This is a genomic window from Arthrobacter sp. Soc17.1.1.1, assembly GCF_036867195.1.
In the GTDB taxonomy this organism is placed as follows: domain Bacteria; phylum Actinomycetota; class Actinomycetes; order Actinomycetales; family Micrococcaceae; genus Arthrobacter_D.
Map to the genome: position 1 here is coordinate 457,313 of NZ_JBAJII010000001.1, position 24,011 is coordinate 481,323.

Here is a 24,011-nt window from a genome sequence, read left to right on the forward strand (position 1 = left end):
AGATGCTGCAGATGAACGGATACCAGGCCAAGCGCTCGCAGTACGTGCAGGACGCCGTCCTGTCGGCGACACCTGCCGGGCTGCTGACCATGCTCTACGACCGGCTGCTGCTCGACCTCGCCCGGGCCGGTGCCGCCCAGGAAGCGGGGGACTGGTCCGTGGCAAGCGAGAACCTGCTGCATGCCCAGGACATCGTCGGCGAGCTCATGTCCTCGCTCCGCACCGACGTGTGGGACGGCGCCGCCGGTCTCATGTCCCTCTACACCTACGTACGCCAGACGCTCGTCGAGGCCAACACCCGGCGGGACCGCACCAGGACCGCCGAGTGCGCCGAGATCCTGGAGCCGCTGCGCCAGGCATGGCACGAGGCGGCGAGCACGGGCCGGCCTGCCGCCGTCGCCCAGGGCCAGAGCCAGAGCCAGGATGCGCCGCGGTCCCTCGGAGTCCTCGGCGTTGGCTGACGAGACCGACGCAGCCGTCGGGGGAGTGGCAGGCCAGGACGCCGCCGTCTTGGCCTGGACCTCCGCCCTCGATGCGCTCGAGAAGGTCCTCGACACCCTCGAGGCCGCTGCCGATACCACTGCTGATTCCACTGCTGATTCCGCTGCTGATACCACCGGTGATTCCGCCGGCGCTACCGCCGAGGCGACGACAGCCGGCCCGGAGTTCCTGCGCCGCACCGCCGCCTCCGTGGACTGGACGCCGCCGCGCGTCGACGGTCCCATCCCCGCCTCGCTCGTGCCGCGCGCCCAGCGGATCCGGGAGCGCCAGCAGATCGTGCTCACCCGGCTCACCGGCGACGCCGAGACCCTGCGGCGCCACCAGGGCGCCGTCGGGTCGGTCCGGGCGGCGACGGCCGCGCCGCAGTCCGCCGTCTACCTCGACGTCACGGGCTGAAAGTTCTTCACAGAAGCACCTAACAGGTGGCCTGCTGCCATCCGATAGTCGCCGGTGAGCACGGATCGCTCACTCCCAGGCCATGGATCGGCCGCTCGGCCTTGTTGGAAGAGGTTCTGCCGTCGTGCTCGATTCCGTGTCCTCGCTCGCCATGCGCAGCGCCCTCGACGGGCTCGCCCTGCGCCAGCGCGTCACTGCGAACAACATCGCGAACGTCAACACCCCAGGCTTCCATGCCCGGCGCGTCAGCTTCGAGGACGCCCTGGCCCGCTCGGTGTCGATGGGGAACGGCAGCGCGCAGGCCACCACGGAGACGTCCCTCGAACCGACCCGGCTGAACGGCAGCAACGTCAACCTCGACACGGAGACCCTCTCGAACATCGACACCGTGCTGCGCTTCCAGTTCGCCGCCCGCGCCGTCGAGGGGCCTTTCACCAGCATCCGCACCGCCCTCAGGACGTCCTGATGACCTTCGACGCGATCGGCATCTCCGGCACCGGCCTCACCCTGCACCGCAAGTGGCTCGACGCCGTCGCTGACAACATGGCCAACGCCAACACGGTCACCTCCACAGACGGCGCCGCCTTCCAGCAGCGCTACATCACGGCGCGCGCCGACGAGAGCGGGCAGGGCGCCTATGTGGCCGGGGCCGAGTTCGGCAGCGCCGAGGGCCGCCTGGTGCACGAACCCGACCACCCCCTCGCGGACGAGGACGGCTACGTCCGCTACCCCGACATCGACATGAGTGCCCAGATGGGGCAGCTCATCATGGCGCAGCGTGGCTACCAGGCCAACGCCGCCGTCGTCGACCGTGCGAAGGCCACCTACGAGGCCGCCCTCCAGATTGGACGTTCCTGATGCCCATTCCCGCGATCGGCGCGGTCCAGCCCGCCGCCACCTCCTACCTGCCGTCCGTCGGCACGGACCCGGTGTCCGACGCCGGCGGGCAGGGCTTCGCCACGTCGCTCACGTCCGCCGTGGACAACGTGCGGTCCCTGCAGTCGACGTCCAGCGAGCTCGCCGTGCAGGCCGTCACCGGCGACCTGACCGACATCCACAACGCCACCCTCGCCTCCACGCGCGCCCAGGTGACGCTGGAGCTCGTCGCGGCCGTCCGGAACAAGGGCGTTGACGCCTTCAACGAGATCATGAGGATGCAGGCCTGATGCCCACCCCCCTGTCCGCCACGGCGACCCGCCTCGGCGACGCCGTGAAGAGCTTCACCATCGCCCAGCGCACCATCGCCATCATCGGCGTCGCCGTGCTCGTGCTCGGCGGGATCGCGCTCACGTCCTGGCTGTCCAAGCCCTCCTACACGCCCCTGTTCTCCGGGCTCAGCGGCGAGGACGCCAGCACCATCGTGGACCAGCTGCAGACCGACGGCGTGCCGTACGAGCTCACCCAGGGCGGCGGCACCATCCTCGTCCCCGAGGGCGCCGTGTACGACCAGCGGATCAAGGCGGCCTCGGCGGGCCTCCCGTCGTCGTCCACCGGGGGGTACTCGCTGCTCGACGACATGGGGGTGACCTCCTCCGAGTTCCAGCAGTCCACCACCTACAAGCGCGCCCTGGAGGGTGAGCTCGCCGCCACCGTGTCCGCGATCGAGGGCGTCAAGACCGCCACCGTGCGCCTCGCCATCCCCGAGGACACGGTGTTCGTCGCGGAGCAGGGCAAGCCCACGGCCTCGGTGTTCGTCGAGACGAGCCCGGGCACCACGCTCTCGGGCGACCAGGTGCAGGCCATCACCCACCTGACGTCCGCCTCGATCGACCGCATGGACGCCGCGGACGTCGCCGTGATCGACGCCGAGGGCCGCGTGCTCTCCGCCGTCGGCGTCGGCGCCACCGGGGGTGCCGACCAGCAGGCGTCCGACTACGAGCAGCGCATCCAGGCGTCCGTGCAGTCGATGCTGGACCGCGTGGTCGGAGCCGGCAACGCCACCGTCGCCGTGGCCGCGGACATGAAGCTCGAGAGCGCCGAGCGGGTCGAGGAGAGCTTCACGACCCCCGACAACGCGCCCGCCCTCAACGAATCCACCACCACCGAGGCCTATGAGGGGGCCGGTGGAGGGAACGCCGGCATCCTCGGACCGGACAACATCGCCGTCCCCGAAGACGGTGCGAACGGTGACGGCACCTTCAACTCGGAGACCAGCACGCGCAACAACGCCGTGAACAAGACCACCGAGTCCACCACGGTGCCGGCCGGCGGCATCAACCGCCAGACCGTCTCCGTCGCGGTGAACCAGGGCGCCACGGCCAACATGGACGCCGAGGCGCTGACGGCCCTCGTCTCCAGCGCCGCAGGGATCGACACCGAGCGCGGGGACGTGGTGACGGTCGAGGAGCTCCCCTTCAACGAGGCGGGGGCGGACGCCGCCGCGGATGCGCTCGGCGAAGCCGAGGCGGCGCAGGCGGAGCAGCAGCGCGCGGACCTCATCCGCACACTGTCGATCGTCGCGGCCATCCTCCTCGTGGCCATCGTCGCCCTCATCATCTACGCCCGCAGGTCACGCCGCCAGCGGCGCGAACCGCTCGACCTCGGCGAACTGCAGGGCGTCTACCCGGCCCTTCCCGGTCCCGGCACGCCCGCACTCGACCCGGCCGTCGCACTCATCAGTCCGCTGGAACCCGCCCCGAACACCACCACGATCGACGTCGCCGCGGTGCAGAGCGCCCTGCAGGCCGGCTCGGCGGAATCCGAGCTGGACCGCATGCGCGCCGACATCGACGCCCTCGCCACGCAGGACCCCGCGAAGACGGCCGAGTTCCTGCGCAGCATGATGGATGACAGGCAGAGCGTATGAGTGCCGTACGAGCCGTCAGCGGTACGCAGAAGGCCGCGATGGTCCTCATGCAGCTGGACCAGGACCGGGCTGCCGAGATCCTCCGCCAGCTGTCCGAGGCGGAGGCCGAGGAGATCGTCGCGGAGATCGTGCGACTGCGCCGCGTCGAGCCCGCAGCGGCCGAGGAGGCGCTCGCGGAGTTCCACGAACTGGCCACGAGCGGACGGCGCCGCACCCGCGGCGGCATGGAAGTGGCCGTGGGGCTCCTCGAGTCCTCCTTCGGCGCCGAACGCGCCGCGGGCGTCGTCGGTCGCCTGGCCTCGACGGTGGCGGGCAAGTCCTTCGAGTTCCTCGACACCGTGGAGCCCGGCCAGATCCAGACGGTGCTCGAGCACGAGCTTCCGCAGACCATCGCCCTCGTCCTGGCGCACCTGAAGCCCGAGCGCGCCTCCACGGTCCTCGCCGGGCTCGCCCCCGAGACCCGGACCGACGTCGCGCAGTGCATCGCGACGATGGGCTCCGCGACGCCGGAGGCCGTGTCCGTGGTCGCCGACACCATCAAGATCAGGGCGGGCGCCGTCGCCGCACCCGACCGGGGAGCCTCGCGGATCGGCGGTATCCAGCCCCTCGTCGACATCATCAACCGGGCGGACGTCAGCACTGAGCGTGAACTGCTCGACGGGCTCGAGAGCCGCGATCCGGCGCTCGCCGACGAGGTGCGCGCCCGCATGCTGACGTTCGCGGACATCGTCAACTTCGAGCGCCGCGACGTCCAGCAGGTGCTGCGCGGCATCGACTCCGCGGTCCTCGCGCTCGCCATGAAGGGTGCCGCCGAGGCCGTGATCACCGTGATCCGCGCGAATGTCTCCGAGCGCAACAGGGAGATCCTCGACGACGAGATCCGGGGCATGGGTCCCGTGCGGATGTCGCAGGTGGAGGAGGCCCGAGCCGAGGTGGTGCGTGCCATCCGCGACCTCGAGGCGCAGGGCACCATCACCATCATGCGCGGGGAGGAGGACGAGATTGTCGACTGACGCCCTCACCCCGATCTCCTTCCCGCGCCTCGGCCCCGGCTCCGGCAGGGCCGCCCACGACACCGCCATCGCGCAGGGGCACGCCGCCGGGTACGCCGACGGGCTGGTCCTCGCGCGCGCCGAACTCGCCGAGCACCGTGCACGGCTCGACGCCGAGCATGCCGCCGCCCGAGCCCGCGCGGACGCGCTCCTCGCGCAACAGCTCAGGGTGCTCGAGACCGCCGCGCGCGCGCTCGACGCGCGGACCGCACCGGTCCTCGACCAGGCCCGCTCCCGCATCCTCGACGCCGCCTTCTCCATCACGGAGGCCCTGCTCGGGCGTGCACTGGAGGACGCGCCGTCGTCGGCACGCGCCGCCGTCACGCGGGCGCTGACGGCAGCGGACGGCGAGGAGGTCCGTGCGGTCCGGCTGCATCCGGCCGACCTCGACCTGCTGGGACCCGACGCGGTCCCCGCGGGCGTCGCGCTCGTCGCCGATGCCGCACTGCACCGGGGCGACGCCGTCGCGGACTGCCCGAACGGCTTCATCGACGCACGCCTCGGGGCGGCGCTGGCACGCGTCCGCGCCGCACTGGCGGACGGTGCGGCATGACGCTGACCTTCGACGAGACGATCCGGGCCGCCGACACCGCAGCGGCCCCCCAGCGCGTGGGCCGCGTGGCCTCCGTCGTCGGCCTCGGCGTGGACGTGGTGGGGCTCGACTGCGCCCTCGGCGACCTCGTGACCATCGGCGACGACGCGCCCGTGGACGCCGAGGTGGTCGCCGCGTCGCTGACCGGACTGCGCTGCATGCCCTACGCCCACCTCGTGGGCATCCAGGCCGGCGCGCCCGTCCGCGCGCAGGGACGGCCGCTGCTCGTCCCGGCCGGTCCCGGGCTGCTCGGCCGTGTGCTCGACGGCGTCGGCCGGCCCATCGACGGGCGGGGGCCCCTCACCGACGTCTCCTGGGTGTCCCTCGAGAACACGCCGCCCGCGGCCCTCGAGCGCACGCGCATCACCGAACCCCTGCAGCTCGGCGTCCGGGTGATGGACACGCTCACCACCGTGGGACGCGGCCAGCGCATGGGCCTCTTCGCGGGGTCGGGTGTCGGCAAGTCCTCGCTGCTGTCGATGATCGCGCGCGGGACGGACGCCGCGGTCTCCGTGATCGCCCTCGTGGGGGAGCGGGGCCGCGAGGTCCGCGAGTTCCTCGAGGACGATCTAGGCCCCGAGGGCCTCGCGCGGTCCATCGTGGTGGTCTCCACCTCCGACGAGCCCGCGCTCCTGCGCCTGCGCGCCGCCTTCGTCGCCACCCGGATCGCCGAGTCGTTCCGCGACGGCGGGGCGGACGTCATGCTCATGATGGACTCGCTGACCCGCGTGGCGATGGCGCAGCGCGAGATCGGCCTCAGCGTCGGCGAGCCTCCCGCGACGCGCGGCTACCCGCCGTCCACCTTCGCACTCCTCGCCCAGCTCCTCGAACGGGCAGGGACCGGGGCCACCGGCTCCGTGACCGGCATGTACACCGTGCTGGTCGACGGCGACGACCACAACGAGCCGGTGGCCGACGCCGCGCGCTCCATCCTCGACGGCCACGTGGTGCTCGACCGCAAGCTGGCGGTCGCCGGGCACTTCCCGTCGATCGACCCGCTCGCGTCCATCTCCCGGGTGGCCTCCCGCGTCACCAGCCGCGACCAGGCGGGAACCGCCGCCGTCCTGCGCCGTGCCCTGGCCGCGCGGAAGGCCGCACAGGACCTGATCGACGTCGGCGCCTACTCCCGTGGCTCCAATCCGCTCGTGGACGCCGCGGTGGACCACGAGTCCGCCGTGAACGCGTTCCTGCAGCAGCGCATGGACGAGCAGACCCCGTTCGACGACGCCTGGAACCGCCTCACCCACCTCACAGCATCGATGGGAATCTCATGATGGCACGACAGTTCCCCCTCGCAGGCCTGCTCCGGCTGAAGCAGCTGCGCGAGGACGAGGCCGCAGGCAGGCTCGCCGAGGCCAACGAGCGACTGCGGGCGTCGAGGACTCGGACCCGCGGCATCGGCGAGGCCCTCGAGGGCACCGACCTCGATCCGTCGGGATCGGCGTCGCTGTACGCGGCGGCCGCGGCCCGTGCCTCGGCCCGCAGCATGCTCGCCGACCTGCACGCCCTCGAGGGCCGGCTGCAGGCCGAGCGGGAGCACGCCCAGGTCACCTATCGGGGTGCCCGGGCCGACACGAAGGGCCTCGAGAAGCTCGAGGCCCGGCACAGCGAGGGCGAGGCGAGCGCACTGCTCGGCGCCGAACAGCGGGTCCTCGACGAGATCGCAGCGGCCGGAAGGCTGCAGCGCACAGGGAAGGACCGGGCATGACCATGACCGACGCGGTGGGCCGCATCCAGCAGATCCAGTCCACCCTCACCATGCTCGCCGCGCCGGCGCGCTCCGCCGCCGGCGCCACCTCGCCCGTGGGGTCGAAGGCGGCGGGCTCCGCGGCGGCCGCCGGCCCCACTCCAGCCCCGCCCGCGACGGCCGAGCTCTTCGCCGACGCGCTCGCGGGTGTGACCGCGCCCGTCGCGCCGGACTCCCCGGCCACGGTCCCCGGCGTCGTCCCCGTTCCCGTCCCGGCCTCGGGTGACGCCGCGCGGCTCATAGAGGCGGCGCGTTCCTACGAGGGCATCCCGTACGTGTGGGGCGGGACGGACCCGGCCACGGGGCTGGACTGCTCGGGCTTCGTGCAGCGCGCCTACGCGGACATCGGTATCCAGTTGCCGCGCGTCACCTGGGACCAGATGAACGCCGGGACCCACGTCCCGTCGCTCGCCGAGGCGCAGCCCGGGGACCTTCTGTTCAGCCACGACGGCGGGCACGTGTCCATGTATCTCGGGGGAGGCAAGGCGATCGACGCCCCGCAGCCGGGGCAGACCGTCGCGGTCCGCGACATGTGGGAGACGGACGCGAACATCACCACCATCCGCCGCATCCTGCCCGCGGCCCCCGCGGGATCCGCGTCCGTGGCGCCCGCAGCCCTCCCGTCGGCGGCGTCGACGGGCACCCCGGGATCCGCCGATGCAGCGTACGCAGCGCAGGCGGCCTTCCTCGCAAGCATGGCCCGATGAGCCCCGTCCAGGGAGCTGCCGCCACGGCCGCCCCGCGTGACACCCTGCGTGGCGTCCGTCCGGCCGCCGGGAATCGGGACGGCTCCGAGACGTCGCCGCTGTCCGCGTCGCAGTCGGCATCGCTGTCCGCGTCCCGGTCGGCGTCGCAGTCGGCATCACTGTCGGCATCGTCGTTCGGCGAGGCGTACCGCCGGCATGCGGAGCGCCCCGACCAGTCCCGGAACGCCGGCGATGTGCGCTCCGGCACACCTGCAGGCTTTCGGGCGCCGACAGGCGTGCTGCGCCGTGAGGCAGCGCCCGTTCCGTCCCCGGCGATGGGGCCGGACCCGCGCCGTGGCGGCCTCCTGCAGTCCTCAGAAAGGGAGGGGGCGGCGTCGGCATCGGATCCGGCGGCTGCCCCGACACACGAGGCGTCCGCGGTCCTCCATGCGCCCTCCGATGAGGTCGCGTCGCCCCTCGGTGTCGCTGCCGGCATCGCGGTCGTAGGAACTGCCCTGACCGGGGCGGTCGAGGAAGCTGCCGGTCCTGCCGACGCCGCAGATGCAGCCGGTGCGACTGGTGCGGCAGGTCCTGCGGATGCTGCCGGTCCAGTTGGTGCAACCGGTGCGGCCGGCCCCGCGGGTGCCGCCGGTCCTGCGGGCGCCGTGCAGGCGTCCCCGATGACGGGGCCCGCCCCCTCGATGACGATGCCGGCTGCCGCAGGCGGACGAACGACCACCTCGCCCGGGACCGCGACACCCGTCGTGGAGACCTCGCCGACGCCGGCGCCCGCTGTTGCAGGAGCCCCGGTCCCGGAGACGCAGGGCATCGCTGCCGGCTCTCCCGCCGGAGCCGTGCCCGCCGCCGCGACCACCACGGTGCCGGCCGGAGGTGACGCCGGCGGAGTTCCGTCTGGCACGCCGACCCCCGCGGGTGCAGTCGCTGCCGGTGCCCAAGCCCTCGCGGCGACGGAATCCCCGCTCGCCGCCGACATTGCGGCACAGAAGCAAGCAGGAGCGACGGAAGCAGGAGGGACGCAAGCAGGACGAGCCGCCGAGCCCGGCGCGCCGGCCGCCGCCACACCGCCTGCGGTAACCACCGAGCAGGCCGGCACCCCCCAGCCTCCTGCAGCCGTCCGCGCCGACCTGCCCCTGCCGCAGCTACCGTCGGCCGTCGTCGCGCCTGCGGACACCACCGCACCCGCACGCCCTGCGGCCGCGCCGCTGCCCCAGCAGCTCGGCGGCCCTGCCTTCGCGCTCGCGCAGGCCGCGGCCGCCACCCCCGGCGGGACGAGCACCATCACCGTCACCGTCGCGCCGGAGGACCTCGGCCCCATCACCATCCGCGCCAGCCTGTCGCCGGACGGAGCGAGGATCGAGTTCTTCTCGGCCACCGACGGCGGCCGGGAGGCGCTCAGGCAGGCGCTGCCGGACCTGCGCCGGGAGGCGTCGTCGTCGGGTCTGTCCGCGTCGCTCGACCTCGGCACCGGCACCCCCGACGACCCCCGGGACGGACCGCGGGATCACGGACCACGGGATCACGGACCGCGGCACGCCCGGTCCGCCGAGGCCCGTCCGGCGCCGGCCCCGCCCACCTGGGCAGCCCGCCCGGCCCCGGGCACCTCGACCCTCGATCTCTTCGCCTGACCCCGGAAGGACAGCAATGCCCATAGATCCGGTCGCAGCCGCGACCTTCGCTCCCACCACGACACCTGCTGCCGGGACCCGGAAGCAGGCCATGGACTCCGAGGTCTTCATGTCGCTGCTCGTGAGCCAGCTGCGCAACCAGGATCCCAGCGCCCCGATGGACACCAACCAGATGATCTCCCAGACCACGCAGCTGGCCATGATGGAGAAGATCACGCAGATGACCGGCCTCAGCGAGGAGAACTTCCATCTCCAGATGCGGTCCTCGGCGGCCGCGCTCATCGGCAACGAGGTCTCCTACACCGGAGCCGACGGCATCGAGGCCCGCGGCCTTGCGACCGCCGTCTCCTACAGCGGCCCCGTCCCCACCGTCACCATCGGCGGCAGGAGCATCGCCCTCGACCTCGTGTCCGGTGTCGGTACCCTGCCGGCCCCGACCGCTCCCTGATCTCCGCCCGACCACCTCCGCTCCGCCCTCCCGAAAGGCACCACCATGCTTCGCTCGCTCTACTCCGGCATCTCGGGGCTCCGCTCCCACCAGACCATGCTCGACGTCACCGGCAACAACATCGCCAACGTCAACACCACCGGCTTCAAGGCTTCCGCCACCCAGTTCCAGGACACGCTGTCCCAGCTGACCCAGGGCGCGGGCGCACCCCAGGAAGCCCTGGGCGGCACCAACCCGGCTCAGGTGGGCCTCGGCGTGCAGGTGGCGGGCATCGTCACCAACTTCTCCCAGGGCTCGGCCCAGGCCACGGGCCGTGCCACGGACATGATGATCAACGGCGACGGCTTCTTCATCACGCGCCTCGGCGGAGAGACCCTCTACACCCGGGCGGGCGCCTTCACCCCCGACGCCGAGGGCCGCCTCGTGACCCCGGACGGCTCCCTCGTCCAGGGCTGGCCCGCCGTCAATGGCGTCGTCCAGCAGGGCGGCGCGGTCGGCGACCTGCGGATGCCCAAGGGCGCGGTCTCCCCGGGACAGGCGACGACGACGGCGCGCGTCACGGGCAACCTGCCCTCCGACGCGGCCGTCGGCACACAGATCCTGCAGGAAAGGGTGGTGTACGGCGCGGACGGCGCGGCACGCGACCTCACGCTCACCTTCACCCGCTCGGCCACGGGCTGGGCTGTCGCGGGTCAGGATGCGAACGGTGCGGCGGGCAGCACGGAACTCCTGCTGCCGAACGGCCAGGCCGCCGCGGGCTCCTCGATCACGGTGGGCGGCGTCGCCGTCGATCTCTCGTCCGTCACCGGCTTCGCCCAGCTCAGGACCGTCTCCATCTCCGAGGGCAACGGCCGCTCGGCCGGCACCCTCGAGTCCTTCACGGTCGGTGCCGACGGCACCCTGGTGGGGGCGTTCAGCAACGGCAGCCGCCAGCCGCTGGGCCGCGTGGCGCTCGCGGGCTTCGTGAACCCCACGGGCCTCGAGAAGGCGGGCGCCTCGTCCTACCGTGCGACGGCGAACTCGGGTGCCGCGGAGATCGGCGCCGCGGGCGCCAACGGCCTCGGATCACTCGATGCGGGCACGCTCGAGATGTCCAATGTGGACCTCTCGCAGGAGTTCACCAACCTGATCGTGGCGCAGCGCGGCTTCCAGGCGAACGCCCGCATCATCACGACCTCCGACGAGGTGCTGCAGGAACTCGCGAACCTGAAGCGCTAGGCGGAGGTGCCGGCCGGGAGGACCCGGCCGGCACCACCGCTCGGGGGATTCCTCCGGTGCCGGCCCGGTGGGGCTCCCTACCGGCTGGGCAGTGTGAGGATCTCTGCGCCGTCGTCGGTGATGGCGATGGTGTGCTCGGTGTGCGCCGTCCGGCAGCCCGTGGCACTGCGGAGCGTCCACCCGTCGGCGTCCGTGACCAGTGTGGCGGTGTCCACCATGACCCAGGGCTCGAGCGCCAGCAACAGTCCGGGGCGGAGCTCGTAGCCGCGGCCGGGCCGCCCGGTGTTCGGGATGTGCGGGTCCTGGTGCATCGTCGACCCGACGCCGTGACCCCCGAAGTCGGTGTTGACCGTGTAGCCCGCGTCGCGGAGCACCGAGCCGATGGCGTGGGAGAGGTCGCCGATACGGGCGCCCGGCCGGGCGGCCGCGATCCCGGCAGCGAGCGCGCGCTCGGTCGCGGCGATCATCGCGGTGCCGGCCGGGTCCGCGGATCCGCCCACGATGAAGCTGATGGCGGAGTCCGCGACCACGCCACCCAGCGAGACGGCGAGATCGAGGGACAGCAGGTCGCCGTCAGCCAGGGCGTAGTCGAACGGCAGGCCATGGAGCACGGCGTCGTTGACGGAGGTGCAGATGTAGTGCCCGAACGGACCACGTCCGAAGGAGGGCGCGTAGTCGACATAGCAGGACTGCGCGCCGGCCTCGACGATCATCTCCTTCGCCCACCGGTCGATGTCCAGCAGATTGGTGCCGATGGTGGTGCGGCCCTTGAGCGTGTGCAGGATGTCGGCCACCAGGGTGCCCGTGGCTCTGGCGCGGCCCACCTCGGCGGGGCTCAGGATCTCGATCATGCGATGCCTACTTCCGGACGGACCAATAACTATCCCGGTAATAGTATCCCAGGACTAGACTCGGCCTCATGGTCAGATTGCCCCTCACCCCCGCGGATGTCGAGCGCGGGCAGCGCCTCGGGATCCTCCTGCGCCGCGCCAGGGGGGAGCGTCCGATGCTCGAGACCGCCCTGGACGCCGGCGTGTCACCGGAGACGCTCCGGAAGATCGAATCGGGCCGTGTCGCCACCCCGGCCTTCCCGACCATCGCGGCGATCGCCGCCGTCGTCGGGCTCTCCCTCGATGACGTGTGGGCCGAGATCAACCGGCCCGGCGCCGGGACGGCCGGCTCCGCGCCCGGGACGGGTCAGCGACTGGCGTCCTGACCCGCCCGGCGGGGCGGAGCGGGCCGCGCGTGCCTTACGAAGCCGCAGCAGGTGCCGACAGTGGGTGGAAGAGGCCCCGCCGGGGCGTCCCGACCCCAGGATGTCCGATGATCGTGGTGACCCGGCTCAACGAGAGCCAGTTCGCGGTGAACCCTGACCTCATCGAGCGCATCCATGAGAATCCGGACACCACGCTCGTGATGGTCGACGGCGCCAAGTACATCGTCACCGAATCCCTCGGCGAAGTGATCGACCTGATCTCCGCCTACCGGGCGCGGATCATCTCACTCGCCCGCTTCATGGCCGGCCCTGCCGACGAGGACCCGACGGGCCCGCGTCCGCTCGGGCTCGTCCGTGATGCCGGGGACGACGCCGGGTCCTCCGACGAGACCGATGGCGGCGCTCCCGTCCCGCTCCGACCAAGGAACACGTAATGGATCCCGCAACACTCGTCGGCATTCTCCTCGCCTTCGGGGCGCTCTACGCGATGATCACCCTCGAGCACGCGAGCGTCGAGGCGCTCCTGCTCCCGGCGCCCATGATTCTCGTGTTCGGTGCCACGCTCGCCATCGGCATCGCCGGAGGCACGCTGAAGGACTTCCTGGTGGCCGTGAAGGCCGTCCCGCCCGCGATGAAGGGTAAGACGGTCCCGCCGCAGGACACGATCGACAGCGTGGTGGTCCTCGCCGAGAAGGCGCGCAGCGAGGGGCTGCTGGCGCTCGAGGAGGAGGCCAACACGGTCAAGGACCCCTTCCTCCGTGGCGCCCTGCAGAACATCGCCGACGGCACCGACGGCGAGGAGTTGCGCGAGATCCTCGAGGACGAGATCGATTCCGCGTCGCAGACGCACCGCACGGCCGCCAAGTTCTTCGCGAGTCTCGGTGGCTATGCGCCGACCGTCGGCATCATCGGGACCGTGGTGTCGCTGACGCACGTGCTCGAGAACCTCTCCAGTCCCGACAAGCTGGGGCCGATGATCGCCGCGGCCTTCGTCGCCACGCTGTGGGGCCTGCTCTCCGCGAACTTCCTCTGGCTGCCCATCGGCACCCGGATCAAGCGCCTCGGCGAGATGGAGACGGCCCGCATGACCCTCCTCATGGAGGGGGTCCTCGCGGTCCAGGCCGGCAGCCAGCCCCGCCTGCTCGGTGAGCGGCTGAAGGCCATGGTGCCGCAGCACGCCCAGGGCAAGGGCAAGGCAGGCAAGGACGGCAAGGACGGCGGGAAGGGCGCGAAGGGTTCGAAGGGCTCGGGCGAGGCGATCACCGCGCAGGGCAAGGCAGCCGCGTGAGCCGACGCCCGCACCGGAAACGGCACGGCGAGGAGCACGGCGAGGAGCACCCGGACGAGCGCTGGATGGCGTCCTACATGGACATGGTCACCGTGCTGATGTGCATGTTCATCGTCCTGTACGCCATGTCCTCGGTGGACCAGCAGAAGTTCGAGCAGCTGCGCTCCTCCCTGGCCACGGGCTTCGGTACCGTGGAGACGGCGACCGTGGACACCGCCGAGGGCACCATCGTCCCCGCCGAGCACGCCAACGACGAGGGCGAGTCCTTCGCCGGGGGAGCTGCGCTCACGGACACCGAGGCGCAGAAACAGGAGCCGGGAGCGGCCGACGTCGCCGCACCCACGCCCTCACCCTCGCCGTCGGCGGGCGGCGATGCCGCCGAGCCGGCGACGGACCGCGAGCGTGCCGCTGCGGAGGTCGAGAACCTGCGTGCGCTGCAGGAGCGGATCGACGCGGAGCTGCGCGGGCGCGACCTCGCCGACGCCGTCCGCTACGTCATCGACGAGCGCGGCCTCACCATCCGCCTCGTCGGATCGGAGACGTTCTTCCTCCCCGACAGCGCGCAGCTCACCGATCAGACGCTCCGCGTGCTAGAGGGCGTGGGGCCCGTCCTGGCGTCCATCCCCAACGAGGTGGGCGTCGAAGGGCACACCGCGCGCCTGCCCGACTCCGTACCGCGTCCGCTGGACTGGGAGCTGTCCACCGAGCGGGCCGTCAACGTGGTGCGGAACCTCATCGACACGGGCGGGGTCCCGGCACCCCGGCTCTCGGCCATCGGGTACGGCGAGTCGCGCCCCCTCGCTCCCGGGACCACCGAGGCGGAGCTCGAACTGAACCGGCGCGTGGACATCGTGGTCCACTCCGGCCAGCCGGAGGACGTGCGCGCACTGATCCCGGAGATCGCCGCCGGCTGACGCGCCCGCGGATCACTAACGCCCCGTGCCCGGCGTCCGATAGTCGATGGCGTGACGGTCCAGGAACAACTCTCCTTTGGCGTGCCCTCGGTGACGCCCCGGGCGGTGGATGTCTATGACTTCCGCCGCCCCACCACGCTCGCGCGTGAACACTCCCGCGTGCTCGAACTCGGGTTCGAGACGCTCGCCCGCCAGTGGGGCACGCAGCTGACCGCGAAGATCCGCGCCATCGCGCAGGTGACCAGCGAGCAGCTCCTCCTGCAGACGTACAACGAGTACGCGGCGTCCCTGCCACCCACGACGGCGATGGTGCTGTGCGCCGTCACCGGCCACGCGAGCAAGGCGGTCATCCAGTTCCCCGCGTCGGCGGGACTGTACTGGGTGGATTCGATGCTCGGCGGCCACGGCGCGGTTCCCCACGAGGAGCGGAAGTTCACCCAGATCGAGCAGGCGCTGATCCGGCGCCTCATGGACGACGCCCTCGAGGGGCTGCACTACTCGCTCGGGTCCGTCCTGTCCCACCAGCTGAGCATCGACTCGATCCAGTACAACGCCCAGTTCGCCCAGGCGGCCTCGACCACCGAGCTCATGATCGTCGGCGTCTTCGAGATCCGCGTGAGCGACCGCGTCAGCCGGGCGACCATCGCCATCCCCGCGCATCTCCTGCTCGCACAGCTCGGCGACGCGAACCCGACGGGCACGAGCGAGGACGCCCGAGAGCTGATCGAACAGCAGGTGACGCACGTGCCCGTCGACGTCTCCGTGCAGCTCGCCGCCCTGCCCGTCCTGCCCTCCCGCATCCTCGACCTCGCCGTCGGGGACGTGCTGAAGCTGCCGCACCCGCAGCACCGACCCTTCGAGCTCGCCGTCAGCGGACAGCGGCTCGGCGAGGCAGCCCTGGGCCAGAACGGCTCACGCCTGGCCTGTGTAGTAGTGACCACCGAGGAGAACACCGCACCATGAACACCACCACCGCCGAGCACGAGGCCGCCGCGTCCCTCGCAGCGAGACTGCCGCTTCCCGGCCCGCTCACGGCCGAGCCCTGCAACGCCGCCGAGGTGCCGTCCGCGAGTGCCTCGACCGCCGTCGTCGCCTCCTTCGTGGGTGCCTCCTCCGCCGACCTGGCCGTCGTCCTGATCGACGCGCAGCCCCTCGCCGTCGCCGCGGGCACGTCGTCACCGCTGGTCTCCCCGGCCGACGTGCTCGTACCCGCCCTCGAGGCCGCCTCCGGCTCCCTCGGGGACGGCGTGCTCGGCGTCCCGGCCGTGCAGGACGCACTGCCCCTGTTCCGCGACGCCGAGACCTCCGTCTTCCGTCTCGCCGGTCCGTCCGGCACGGTCGGCTGGTTCGCCGTGCGCCTGCGCGGTGCACGGCCCGGTGCGGCTCCGCGCCGGGCCTCGGCATCCGCCGGGGCCGCCAACCTCGGCCGCATCAGCAACGTGGAGATGGCCATGACCGTCGAGATCGGCCGGACCCGCATGTCCGTCCGCGACGTGCTGGACCTCGAGCCGGGCGCCGTCATCGAGCTCGACCGGTCCGCCGGTGCTCCCGCGGACGTCCTGCTCAACGGGCGCCTCGTCGCGCACGGCGAGGTCGTCGTCGTGGACCAGGACTACGCCGTGCGCATCACCCAGATCCTCGACGTCGCGGACGGCAGCCTCTAGTGGACGTGGTGGTCCTCGCGCTGCGCGTGCTGCTGTCCCTCGGCGTGGTCCTCGCCCTGCTCTTCGTCCTGCACCGGAAGGTCTCGAGGATCAACGGGAACCGTGCCGGGGCGGGCCTCGTGTCCGTCGTGGCCCGCCAGGGGATCGGCGCGAAGGCCTCGGTGGTCGTGCTCGACGCCGAGGGGACGCGCTTCTACCTCGGCGTCACCGAGCAGTCGGTATCGGTCCTCCACTCCTCGGCCGCCCCTCGCGCCCTGCAGGCGGTCCCCGGATCCGACCACGCCGCAGGACACCCGGCCAGCGCCGTGTCCGGGCCCGCCGAGACCTCCGACGCCCGCTTCGCGGCCTCGCTCCGGCTGGCCGGCGGAGCGGTCGACACCGTGCCGATGACCGGCACCGCGCCGATGACCGACACGTACCCGACGAGCCGCCGCGCGGTCCGGGCCACGGAGTCGGCGCGTGCCGCCGCACCGCTGCACGGCTCGATCCTCTCTCCCGCCACCTGGAAGCAGACCGCGGCCTTCCTGCGCCAGGGACGGGCGGGGTGACCCCGGCCGCACCCCTCCCGGCGCGCGGTGCGCGCCGCTCACGCACCCTCGCAGTGGCGGCCGCCTTCGTGCTGGCCGTCGTCGTCGTCCTCCTCGGGGCGGCCGCGGGGCACGCCGGCGAGCTGGACCCTGCCGTCCCGGCACCCACGGCGCCGTCCGCCCCCGCCGACCCGACGGCTCCCACACCGCCCGGGAGCGACGACGGCCTGTCGGTCGAGATCAACGGCGTGGACGGGGCTCCGAGCTCGGCGGTCCTGACGCTCATCGGCATCACCCTGCTTTCCGTGGCGCCGGCGCTGCTGCTGATGATGACGTCCTTCACCAAGATCTTCGTGGTCCTGGCGATGACCCGGAACGCCCTCTCCCTGCCGTCCATCCCACCCAACCAGGTGCTCGCCGGGCTGGCCCTGTTCCTGTCGCTGTTCATCATGGCGCCGGTCCTGACCGAGATCAACGACCTCGCCGTGCAGCCCTACCTCGACGGAGCGACCACCTTCTCGCAGGCACTCGCCGACGGCGCCGGGCCGCTGCAGACCTTCATGACGGCCCACACCCGCGAGGAGGACCTCGCGCTCATGACACGGGCGGCCGGGCAGCCGAACCCGCAGGACGCCGCGAGCGTGCCGCTGACCACGCTCATCCCGGCGTTCATGATCTCCGAACTCCGGGCCGCGTTCATCATCGGGTTCGTGATCTTCGTGCCGTTCCTCGTGATCGACCTCGTGGTGTCGGCCGCGCTGATGTCCATGGGCATGATGATGCTCCCGCCGGTCATGATCTCGCTGCCCTTCAAGATCCTGCTGTTCGTCCTCGTGGACGGGTGGGGACTGATCATCACCTCGCTCATCAACAGCTACCAGGGCGGTTGACGTGGACACCAACGCCGTCCTCGACATCGGCCTCGCAGGCATCTGGGCCGCCGCGAAACTCTCCGCACCCGTCCTGCTGACGGCCCTCGTGGTGGGATTCGCGATCTCGCTGCTGCAGTCCATCACCCAGATCCAGGAGGTCACGCTCTCCTTCGTGCCGAAGGCCGCCGCCGTGTGCATCGCCCTGCTGGTCTGCGGCCACTGGATGATCGCGGAGATGATCTCGTTCACCCACGAGATGTTCGAGCGCATCCCGGGCCTGCTCGGGGGCGGCTGACATGGACATCGAGCTGGACCAGGCCCGCATCGAGTCGATGATACTCGCCGGCGTGCGGATCGTCGCGTTCCTCGTGATCGCCCCGCCCTTCTCCTACCGCGGTATCCCGGCGCGCATCAAGGCGATGCTCGCCGTCGGGCTCGCCCTCGCTGTGTCCCCGCGGGTCGCCGAGGGCTATGCCACCGGCGGCACGGGGCAGTACGTGGGTGCGCTCGTCCTCGAACTCGTGATCGGCGCGGCCCTGGGGTTCCTCGTGCTCGTGATCTTCTCCGCCATCCAGTCCGCCGGCGCCCTGATCGACCTGTTCGGCGGCTTCTCGCTGGCGCAGGGCTTCGACCCGCAGTCCATGGTCAACGGGGCCCAGTTCGCGCGCCTGTTCCAGCTCACCGCCCTGACACTGCTCTTCACCTCCGACGGCTACCAGCTCATCATCGGCGGCCTGATGCGGACGTTCGACGCCCTGCCGCTGGGCGGTGCGCTCGACCTCGCCGAACCCGCCGAAGCGCTCACCGGCGCCGTCACCGGGCTCTTCCTCGCCTCCGTCCAGATCGCCGGCCCGCTCATCGTGGTCCTCTTCCTGGCCGACGTCGGCCTCGGGCTCCTGACGCGGGTCGCCCCGGCCCTGAACGCCTTCGCGCTCGGCTTCCCGCTCAAGATCTTCATCACGCTCAGCCTCGGCGGCGTGGTGTTCGTGGCCCTGCCCCGCGTCGTCGCGACCCTCGCCGACGAGGCCGCGACCGCCCTGATGGGGGTGGGCTGACCATGGCGGAGGATTCCGGCGAGCGGACCGAGCAGGCCACCGACAAGCGGATGAAGGACGTCCGCTCCAAGGGCCAGCTCAGCAAGTCCGAGGACTTCACGGCCTGGATCGGCGTCGGGGCCGCGGCGCTCATGCTGCCGTCCCTCATCGCACGATCCTCGGACGTCGCCACGGAGCAGCTCGTCCGCGTCGCCGACACCATCGCGAACCCCGACCCGGCGGCGGCCCTCGACGCCCTCGCCGACGGCGGTGCCTCCCTCGCCACCATCCTGGGGCCGTTCCTCGGCGTGCTGCTCGTGGCCGTCCTCGGCACGGCAGCACTGCAGGGCGGCATCCACGTGAAGAAGTTCTCGGGCAGGTTCGAGCAGTTCAACGTGGTCACGGGACTCAAGCGGATCCTCGGCGGCCAGGCCCTGTGGCAGGGGGCGAAGGCGCTCCTGAAGACCGGGGTGGTCGCGCTCGTGCTCGTCGTCGTCGTGCAGAACCTCATGCCGGCGCTCATGGCGGCCGGAGGGCTGTCCGTCGCCTCGCTCCTCTCCACCGCCGGAGAAGGGACGGCCGCGCTGCTGCAGGCCGCCGTCGTCGCGGGCCTCGCCCTCGCGGCGCTCGATGTCCTCGTGGTGATGCGCCGCAACCGCAAGAAGACACGCATGACCAAGAAGGAGGTCAAGGACGAGAACAAGAACTCCGACGGCGACCCCCTCATCAAGTCGCAGCGGCGCTCCCGCCAGCTCGCCATGAGCCGCAACCGCATGATCGCCGCCGTCGGCGGGGCCGACGTCGTGCTCGTCAACCCGACGCACGTCGCGGTGGCCCTCAAATACGAACCCGGCCGGTCGGCGCCGCGCGTCGTCGCGAAGGGTGCCGGCGTGATCGCCGCGAGGATCCGCGAGGAGGCCGAGAAGAAGCACGTGCCGATGGTCTCGGACATCCCGCTCGCACGCGCCCTGTATGCGGCGTGCGACCTCGGCCAGGAGATCCCGTTCGAGAACTACGACCAGGTGGCCCGCATCCTGGCATTCGTCATGTCCCTGAGGACCAGGGGAGCCGCCCGCGGCGTCCACACCCTGCCCGCCCGACCCGCAGCCGCCGGAGGCCTCCGATAATGCGTTCTTCCCTGCCCAAGTTCCTGGTACCCGTCGGGGTCGTCGGCATCATCCTGCTCCTCGTGGTGCCGGTGCCGTCGGTGCTGCTGGACGTGCTGATCATCGTGAACATCCTGCTGGCGCTCGTGATCCTGCTGAACACCATGTTCGTGCGCAAGCCCCTGGACTTCTCCGTGTTCCCGTCCCTGCTGCTCGTCGCGACGCTGTTCCGCCTCGGCCTCAACGTCGCCTCCACCCGGCTGGTGCTCGGCGACGGCTACGCGGGCGAGGTCATCGCCGCCTTCGGGCACGTCGCCGTCGGCGGGTCGATCATCATCGGCGCCGTCGTCTTCCTGATCCTCGTCGTCATCCAGTTCGTCGTGGTCACCAAGGGTGCCGAGCGCGTCGCCGAGGTGGGGGCCCGCTTCACGCTGGACGCCATGCCGGGCAAGCAGATGGCCATCGACGCCGACCTCAACGCCGGGCTGATCACCGACACGCAGGCCCGCGAGCGCCGGGCGGAGGTCTCCGCGGAGGCCGACTTCTACGGTGCCATGGACGGCGCGTCGAAGTTCGTGAAGGGCGACGCCATCGCCGGCATCATCATCATCATCATCAATATCGTCGGTGGCATCGCGATCGGCATGCTGCAGGACGGCCTGCCCATCTCCGAGGCCCTCACCACGTACGGGCTGCTCACCATCGGCGACGGCCTCGTCACCCAGATCCCGGCTCTGCTCATGGCGGTGTCCACCGGCATGATCGTGACCCGCTCCAACGCCGACGCGGACATGGGTTCGATGGCGGCGCAGCAGCTCGGCCAGTCGCAGAACGCCCTGCGCATCGCGGGAGCGGCGGCGATCGTCATGGCCCTCATCCCCGGCATGCCGAAGCTGCCGTTCGTGGTGGTGGGGGCGGGCCTGATCGTGATCGCACAGCGGCTCAGGAAGTCGGACGCCGACGCCCGGACGGCGGCCGCCGCGCTCGAGGCCGAAGCCGCCGCACCCTCGGCCGACAGCACCGACGACCTGCTCGAGCAGATGCGCGTCCACGCCCTCGAGGTGCTGCTCGCCCCGGACCTCGTGGACGTCGTCACGGGCGCCCCCGACGACCTGCTCGGACGCGTCCGCGCACTCCGCCGGAAGATCGCCCTCGAACTCGGTGTCGTGGTCCCTCCCGTCCGCACACGGGACAGCATCGACCTGCCGCCGGCCACCTACGTCATCAGGATCGCCGGCGTCGAGGCCGGGCGGGGCGAGGCGCCGCGCGGCAAGGTCCTCGCCCTCGGCGACCACCTCGCCCACCTGCCCGGCACAGCGGTCGTCGAACCCGTGTTCGGGCTCGCGGGCAAGTGGGTGCCGTCCGAGCTCCGCCACAACGCCGAGCTCTCCGGCGCCACGGTCATCGACCGCGTGTCGGTGCTGGTGACCCACCTCTCCGCGGTCATCACGGCGAACGCCGCCCGCCTCCTGACCCGCGAGGACGTCCGCGTCCTGACCGACGGCGTCCGGCAGGTGAACCCGTCCGCCGTCGAGGAACTGGTGCCCGGTCTGCTGTCGCTGGCCGAGGTGCAGCGCGTACTGCAGGGACTGCTGTCGGAGCAGGTGCCGATCAACGACCTCGCGCGCATCTACGAGGCACTGACGCTGAAGGCGAAGTCGTCGTCGGACCCGGAGGGCCTCGTCGAGGCCGCCCGGCTGGCACTCGGGCCCGCCGTGACGCAGCCGTACCTCGACGGCCCCCTGCTGCGCGTCATCATGATCGACCCGCTGCTCGAACAGTCCATGCTCGAGGGCCTCCGCCCGTCCGACCAGGGCACGCAGATCCTCCTCGACCCCGCCCGGACCGAGGCCGTCCTCGCCTCCATCCGCTCCACGGCGGCCGACCTCGAGGCCTCCGGGCAGGCCGCGGTCCTCGTCTGCGCACCGGCGCTGCGGCCCGCGCTGAAACGGCTCGTCGGCCCGCAGGCGGCAGCACTGCCCGTGCTGTCCTACCAGGAGGTCACCAGCGCGAACGTGGCCATCGAGACCGTAGGAGTGGTCCGTGGTACCGCAGCTGTTTCATCTTGAGGGTTCCTCCCTCGGGGAGCTGAAGACGCGGGCCGCCACCCTGTACGGGCCGCACGCGCTCATCGTCTCCGCGGAACTGGTGACCGTCGGCGGGATCCGGGGCGTCTTCGCGCGCAAGCACTACGAGATCGTCGTGGAAGTACCGCAGCAGGACGGCGCCCCGGCCGGCGGGCGTCCACGCGGACGGCGCAGCGCCGCGGCGCAGCCCTCCGGTATCGGCGCACTCCTGGAACAGGCCGAACTCGACGAGGCGCGGCTCACCGGAACCGGCCGTGCGGGCACCGGCAGCCGTTCCGGGCGGCAGGAGGAACCGGCGGCCGCCGTCTCCACCGACTCGGGCCTCTTCGCCGCGCTCATGGACAACCTGACCTTCGCGACCGACCCGGTGCCGTCCCCCGGCGGCCCGACGCCGGCACCGGCCGCTGCGGACGACCGTGCCCGATCCGCGGAGGACGACCGTGCCCGTCCCGTGGCGCGCCCCTCCCGGCCGGCGGCCGGGATCGATGCGGGGGCGGGCATGATCGGCGGTCCGGGCAGCGCCGGGGCCGATGACGCGTCCGCCGTCGTCCCGCACCTCGACGCGGTACCGGGCGACCCCGCACAGCTGCCCGATCTGGGCGGACACACCGTCAGCCGGTCCGCCGCGCGGCTACCCGTCCCCGCCGTCCTCCAGGCCCCGGGCGATCTCGTGACCGTCATCGGGTCGCCCGCCGCGAGCTGGGAGGTCGTCCAGGCGATGGCGACGGCCTTCGGCGGGGGAGCCCCCGCCGCGGTCGCGCTCGCGGGGGAGGCCACGGGCTGGCTGCGGCCGGACGCCCGCAGGATCGGGGACCACCTCGACGCGAACGCCGCCCGTGCCGCAGGCGTGGACGGCGGACACCCGGTGTTCCTCGCCCTGTGGTCCGGGGACCCCGTGGAGGATGCCCGCCTGCTGCTCGCCCTGCGCCCGGACCAGGTGTGGCTCGCGGTCGATGCCGGGCGCAAGGAGGCCGACACCGCCGCGTGGGCCGGGGCGCTGCGCAGGAGCATGGAGCGTGCCGGGCTCGAGCCGGCTGGCCTCGCCGTCGTCGGGCAGAGCGCGACGTCGACGCCCGACACCGTCCTCGCCCTGGGACTGCCCGTGGGCTGGCAGGACGGGCCGACGGGACGCATCCGGCCGGGCGGCGGTCGCCGACGGGCCCGGCCGGCCGGGATAGAGTGACACGATGCTTGTTCTAACGCGAAAGGTCGGGGAGCAGATCCTGATCGGCGACGACATCGTCATCACGGTGCTCGATTCCCGCGGTGAGGGCATCCGCATCGGCATCGACGCGCCCCGGGGCGTGAAGATCCAGCGCGAGGAGGTCCTGCGCGCCGTCACGGAGGCGAACCTCGCCGCCGCGGCCGCCGATGCCGCGGGTGCCGACGCCCTGAAGGCACTGCTGCAGTCGGGCGCCGTGGTCATCACCGACGAAGGCCCGAAGGGCCCGCCCGGCGCCTAACAGACTCCCCGGGCAGTGGCGAGGACCGCGCTCCGCCATTTTGCCGTTGCCGCCGGAAATCCACGGACCTAGCCTGACACCACCTGTTCACACCGACACGGAGGTACTCATGGCTACTGGCGAAACCGGATTCGACGACGTCTCGTTCGACCTCATCTCCCTGCAGTACCACTCGCTGAAGGCCGGGCACGACTACGGGCAGTACGTGCGCGACGCCCGCAACGCGGGCCGCGACGACATCGCGGACTTCTTCGAGCAGGTCATGGCCCAGGATTCCGAGCGGGCCGCGAGATGCCACGCGTTCCTGGGTGAACTGACCGGGTCCTCGGAGTCCGGCCCGGCGATGGGCTGATCCGGCGCGCTCACCGGACGCGGAGCTGTGGCGGGTGCGCGTCCCGCGGACCCGCCACAGCTCCGCCGACAGCTCCGGACGGGCCCGGACCGGTCCGGACATGGAAGAACCCCGGCGGCGTACCGTCCGGGGTTCCGATGGAGCCTCCTGCCAGAGTCGAACTGGCGACCTTCTCATTACGAGTGAGACGCTCTACCGACTGAGCTAAGGAGGCAATGCTTCCCGGTTCCGGGCTGTACCCGGGGCCGATCCACAAGCCACAACTTTATAGGAGGGTCCGCCCCGCGGTCAAAATGGTGGATCCCGGCGCGAATTCGGCTCCGGTTCACCCCGGCGCCGCCTCCCGTACGCACCCCCGTCAGCCGCGTCCGGAACACTGAGGGCACCCGTGACCCG

General features: G+C 72.0%; 30 protein-coding genes and 1 tRNA gene. 29 read left to right on the forward strand and 2 right to left on the reverse strand.

Annotation, left to right across the window (positions count from 1 at the left end):
• The first annotated feature begins 2 nt into the window (after window positions 1-2).
• From fliS to V6S67_RS02225, 14 genes are all read left to right on the forward strand, one after another.
• Window positions 3-461, forward strand: a complete 459-nt coding sequence (gene fliS / locus V6S67_RS02160; RefSeq protein ID WP_334208678.1) for a flagellar export chaperone FliS — start codon at window positions 3-5, stop codon at window positions 459-461.
• Window positions 454-897, forward strand: a complete 444-nt coding sequence (locus V6S67_RS02165; protein WP_334208679.1) for a hypothetical protein — start codon at window positions 454-456, stop codon at window positions 895-897. Before fliS ends, V6S67_RS02165 begins: the two co-directional genes overlap by 8 nt.
• Window positions 898-1,021: 124 nt before the next feature.
• The gene (locus tag V6S67_RS02170) at window positions 1,022-1,363 is read left to right on the forward strand and encodes a flagellar basal body rod protein FlgB (protein WP_334208680.1); all 342 of its coding nucleotides are present in this window, start codon (window positions 1,022-1,024) and stop codon (window positions 1,361-1,363) included.
• The gene (locus tag V6S67_RS02175) at window positions 1,363-1,755 is read left to right on the forward strand and encodes a flagellar basal body rod protein FlgC (RefSeq protein ID WP_334208681.1); all 393 of its coding nucleotides are present in this window, start codon (window positions 1,363-1,365) and stop codon (window positions 1,753-1,755) included. The genes V6S67_RS02170 and V6S67_RS02175 overlap by 1 nt, the downstream gene beginning before the upstream one ends.
• On the forward strand, window positions 1,755-2,063 hold the full coding sequence (fliE, locus tag V6S67_RS02180; protein ID WP_334208682.1) for a flagellar hook-basal body complex protein FliE: 309 nt from the start codon (window positions 1,755-1,757) through the stop codon (window positions 2,061-2,063). Before V6S67_RS02175 ends, fliE begins: the two co-directional genes overlap by 1 nt.
• A complete protein-coding gene (gene fliF, locus V6S67_RS02185) occupies window positions 2,063-3,703 on the forward strand; it encodes a flagellar basal-body MS-ring/collar protein FliF (protein WP_334208683.1) in 1,641 nt (546 codons plus the stop codon). Before fliE ends, fliF begins: the two co-directional genes overlap by 1 nt.
• Window positions 3,700-4,716: a flagellar motor switch protein FliG gene (fliG, locus tag V6S67_RS02190; protein WP_334208684.1), complete on the forward strand. Its 1,017-nt coding sequence runs from the start codon at window positions 3,700-3,702 to the stop codon at window positions 4,714-4,716. The genes fliF and fliG overlap by 4 nt, the downstream gene beginning before the upstream one ends.
• On the forward strand, window positions 4,706-5,308 hold the full coding sequence (locus V6S67_RS02195; protein ID WP_334208685.1) for a FliH/SctL family protein: 603 nt from the start codon (window positions 4,706-4,708) through the stop codon (window positions 5,306-5,308). The genes fliG and V6S67_RS02195 overlap by 11 nt, the downstream gene beginning before the upstream one ends.
• Window positions 5,305-6,621, forward strand: a complete 1,317-nt coding sequence (locus V6S67_RS02200; RefSeq protein ID WP_334208686.1) for a FliI/YscN family ATPase — start codon at window positions 5,305-5,307, stop codon at window positions 6,619-6,621. Before V6S67_RS02195 ends, V6S67_RS02200 begins: the two co-directional genes overlap by 4 nt.
• Complete coding sequence (locus tag V6S67_RS02205) at window positions 6,618-7,055, forward strand: flagellar FliJ family protein (RefSeq protein WP_334208687.1); 438 nt, start codon at window positions 6,618-6,620, stop codon at window positions 7,053-7,055. Before V6S67_RS02200 ends, V6S67_RS02205 begins: the two co-directional genes overlap by 4 nt.
• Window positions 7,052-7,801 (forward strand): C40 family peptidase, encoded by a 750-nt coding sequence (locus tag V6S67_RS02210; RefSeq protein WP_334208688.1) that lies wholly within the window; start codon window positions 7,052-7,054, stop codon window positions 7,799-7,801. Before V6S67_RS02205 ends, V6S67_RS02210 begins: the two co-directional genes overlap by 4 nt.
• Window positions 7,798-9,426 (forward strand): flagellar hook-length control protein FliK, encoded by a 1,629-nt coding sequence (locus V6S67_RS02215; protein WP_334208689.1) that lies wholly within the window; start codon window positions 7,798-7,800, stop codon window positions 9,424-9,426. The genes V6S67_RS02210 and V6S67_RS02215 overlap by 4 nt, the downstream gene beginning before the upstream one ends.
• Before the next feature lie 16 nt (window positions 9,427-9,442).
• Window positions 9,443-9,874 (forward strand): flagellar hook assembly protein FlgD, encoded by a 432-nt coding sequence (locus V6S67_RS02220; RefSeq protein ID WP_334208690.1) that lies wholly within the window; start codon window positions 9,443-9,445, stop codon window positions 9,872-9,874.
• Window positions 9,875-9,919: 45 nt separating this feature from the next.
• Window positions 9,920-11,092 (forward strand): flagellar hook protein FlgE, encoded by a 1,173-nt coding sequence (locus V6S67_RS02225; protein WP_334208691.1) that lies wholly within the window; start codon window positions 9,920-9,922, stop codon window positions 11,090-11,092.
• Between the two features lie 77 nt (window positions 11,093-11,169).
• On the opposite strand, the gene map is transcribed toward V6S67_RS02225, so the two are convergent.
• Window positions 11,170-11,943 carry a type I methionyl aminopeptidase gene (gene map, locus V6S67_RS02230; protein ID WP_334208692.1) on the reverse strand — a complete coding sequence of 258 codons (774 nt, stop codon included), beginning with the start codon at window positions 11,941-11,943 and terminating at the stop codon, window positions 11,170-11,172.
• Between the two features lie 68 nt (window positions 11,944-12,011).
• Here map and V6S67_RS02235 point away from each other — a divergent pair, with 68 nt between their 5' ends.
• The 15 genes from V6S67_RS02235 (at window position 12,012) to V6S67_RS02305 (ending at window position 23,615) form a co-directional block, all read left to right on the forward strand.
• Window positions 12,012-12,308 carry a helix-turn-helix transcriptional regulator gene (locus V6S67_RS02235; RefSeq protein WP_334208693.1) on the forward strand — a complete coding sequence of 99 codons (297 nt, stop codon included), beginning with the start codon at window positions 12,012-12,014 and terminating at the stop codon, window positions 12,306-12,308.
• 107 nt (window positions 12,309-12,415) lie between these two features.
• Complete coding sequence (locus V6S67_RS02240) at window positions 12,416-12,742, forward strand: flagellar FlbD family protein (RefSeq protein WP_334208694.1); 327 nt, start codon at window positions 12,416-12,418, stop codon at window positions 12,740-12,742.
• Window positions 12,742-13,596 carry a motility protein A gene (locus V6S67_RS02245; protein WP_334208695.1) on the forward strand — a complete coding sequence of 285 codons (855 nt, stop codon included), beginning with the start codon at window positions 12,742-12,744 and terminating at the stop codon, window positions 13,594-13,596. The genes V6S67_RS02240 and V6S67_RS02245 overlap by 1 nt, the downstream gene beginning before the upstream one ends.
• Entirely contained in the window at window positions 13,593-14,510 is a 918-nt protein-coding gene (locus V6S67_RS02250; protein WP_334208696.1) for a flagellar motor protein MotB, read from the forward strand. The genes V6S67_RS02245 and V6S67_RS02250 overlap by 4 nt, the downstream gene beginning before the upstream one ends.
• 51 nt (window positions 14,511-14,561) lie before the next feature.
• A complete protein-coding gene (locus tag V6S67_RS02255) occupies window positions 14,562-15,473 on the forward strand; it encodes a flagellar motor switch protein FliM (protein ID WP_334208697.1) in 912 nt (303 codons plus the stop codon).
• The gene (gene fliN, locus V6S67_RS02260) at window positions 15,470-16,174 is read left to right on the forward strand and encodes a flagellar motor switch protein FliN (protein ID WP_334208698.1); all 705 of its coding nucleotides are present in this window, start codon (window positions 15,470-15,472) and stop codon (window positions 16,172-16,174) included. The genes V6S67_RS02255 and fliN overlap by 4 nt, the downstream gene beginning before the upstream one ends.
• Window positions 16,174-16,722 (forward strand): FliO/MopB family protein, encoded by a 549-nt coding sequence (locus tag V6S67_RS02265; protein ID WP_334208699.1) that lies wholly within the window; start codon window positions 16,174-16,176, stop codon window positions 16,720-16,722. Before fliN ends, V6S67_RS02265 begins: the two co-directional genes overlap by 1 nt.
• Window positions 16,719-17,591, forward strand: a complete 873-nt coding sequence (gene fliP / locus V6S67_RS02270) for a flagellar type III secretion system pore protein FliP (RefSeq protein WP_334208700.1) — start codon at window positions 16,719-16,721, stop codon at window positions 17,589-17,591. The genes V6S67_RS02265 and fliP overlap by 4 nt, the downstream gene beginning before the upstream one ends.
• A 1-nt stretch (window position 17,592) precedes the next feature.
• Window positions 17,593-17,868 carry a flagellar biosynthesis protein FliQ gene (fliQ, locus tag V6S67_RS02275; protein WP_334208701.1) on the forward strand — a complete coding sequence of 92 codons (276 nt, stop codon included), beginning with the start codon at window positions 17,593-17,595 and terminating at the stop codon, window positions 17,866-17,868.
• A gap of 1 nt (window position 17,869) precedes the next feature.
• Window positions 17,870-18,628 (forward strand): flagellar biosynthetic protein FliR, encoded by a 759-nt coding sequence (locus tag V6S67_RS02280; RefSeq protein WP_334208702.1) that lies wholly within the window; start codon window positions 17,870-17,872, stop codon window positions 18,626-18,628.
• Between the two features lie 2 nt (window positions 18,629-18,630).
• Window positions 18,631-19,734, forward strand: coding sequence for an EscU/YscU/HrcU family type III secretion system export apparatus switch protein (locus V6S67_RS02285; RefSeq protein WP_334208703.1), 1,104 nt, complete (start codon window positions 18,631-18,633; stop codon window positions 19,732-19,734).
• A complete protein-coding gene (locus V6S67_RS02290; RefSeq protein ID WP_334208704.1) occupies window positions 19,734-21,782 on the forward strand; it encodes a flagellar biosynthesis protein FlhA in 2,049 nt (682 codons plus the stop codon). The genes V6S67_RS02285 and V6S67_RS02290 overlap by 1 nt, the downstream gene beginning before the upstream one ends.
• Window positions 21,757-22,983 (forward strand): hypothetical protein, encoded by a 1,227-nt coding sequence (locus tag V6S67_RS02295; protein ID WP_334208705.1) that lies wholly within the window; start codon window positions 21,757-21,759, stop codon window positions 22,981-22,983. The genes V6S67_RS02290 and V6S67_RS02295 overlap by 26 nt, the downstream gene beginning before the upstream one ends.
• 4 nt (window positions 22,984-22,987) lie before the next feature.
• Window positions 22,988-23,263: a carbon storage regulator CsrA gene (csrA, locus tag V6S67_RS02300; protein WP_334208706.1), complete on the forward strand. Its 276-nt coding sequence runs from the start codon at window positions 22,988-22,990 to the stop codon at window positions 23,261-23,263.
• Window positions 23,264-23,372: 109 nt separating this feature from the next.
• A complete protein-coding gene (locus tag V6S67_RS02305) occupies window positions 23,373-23,615 on the forward strand; it encodes an acyl carrier protein (RefSeq protein WP_334208707.1) in 243 nt (80 codons plus the stop codon).
• Window positions 23,616-23,753: 138 nt separating this feature from the next.
• Here V6S67_RS02305 and V6S67_RS02310 read toward each other — a convergent pair.
• A tRNA-Thr gene (locus V6S67_RS02310) sits at window positions 23,754-23,829 on the reverse strand.
• Between the last annotated feature and the right edge of the window lie 182 nt (window positions 23,830-24,011).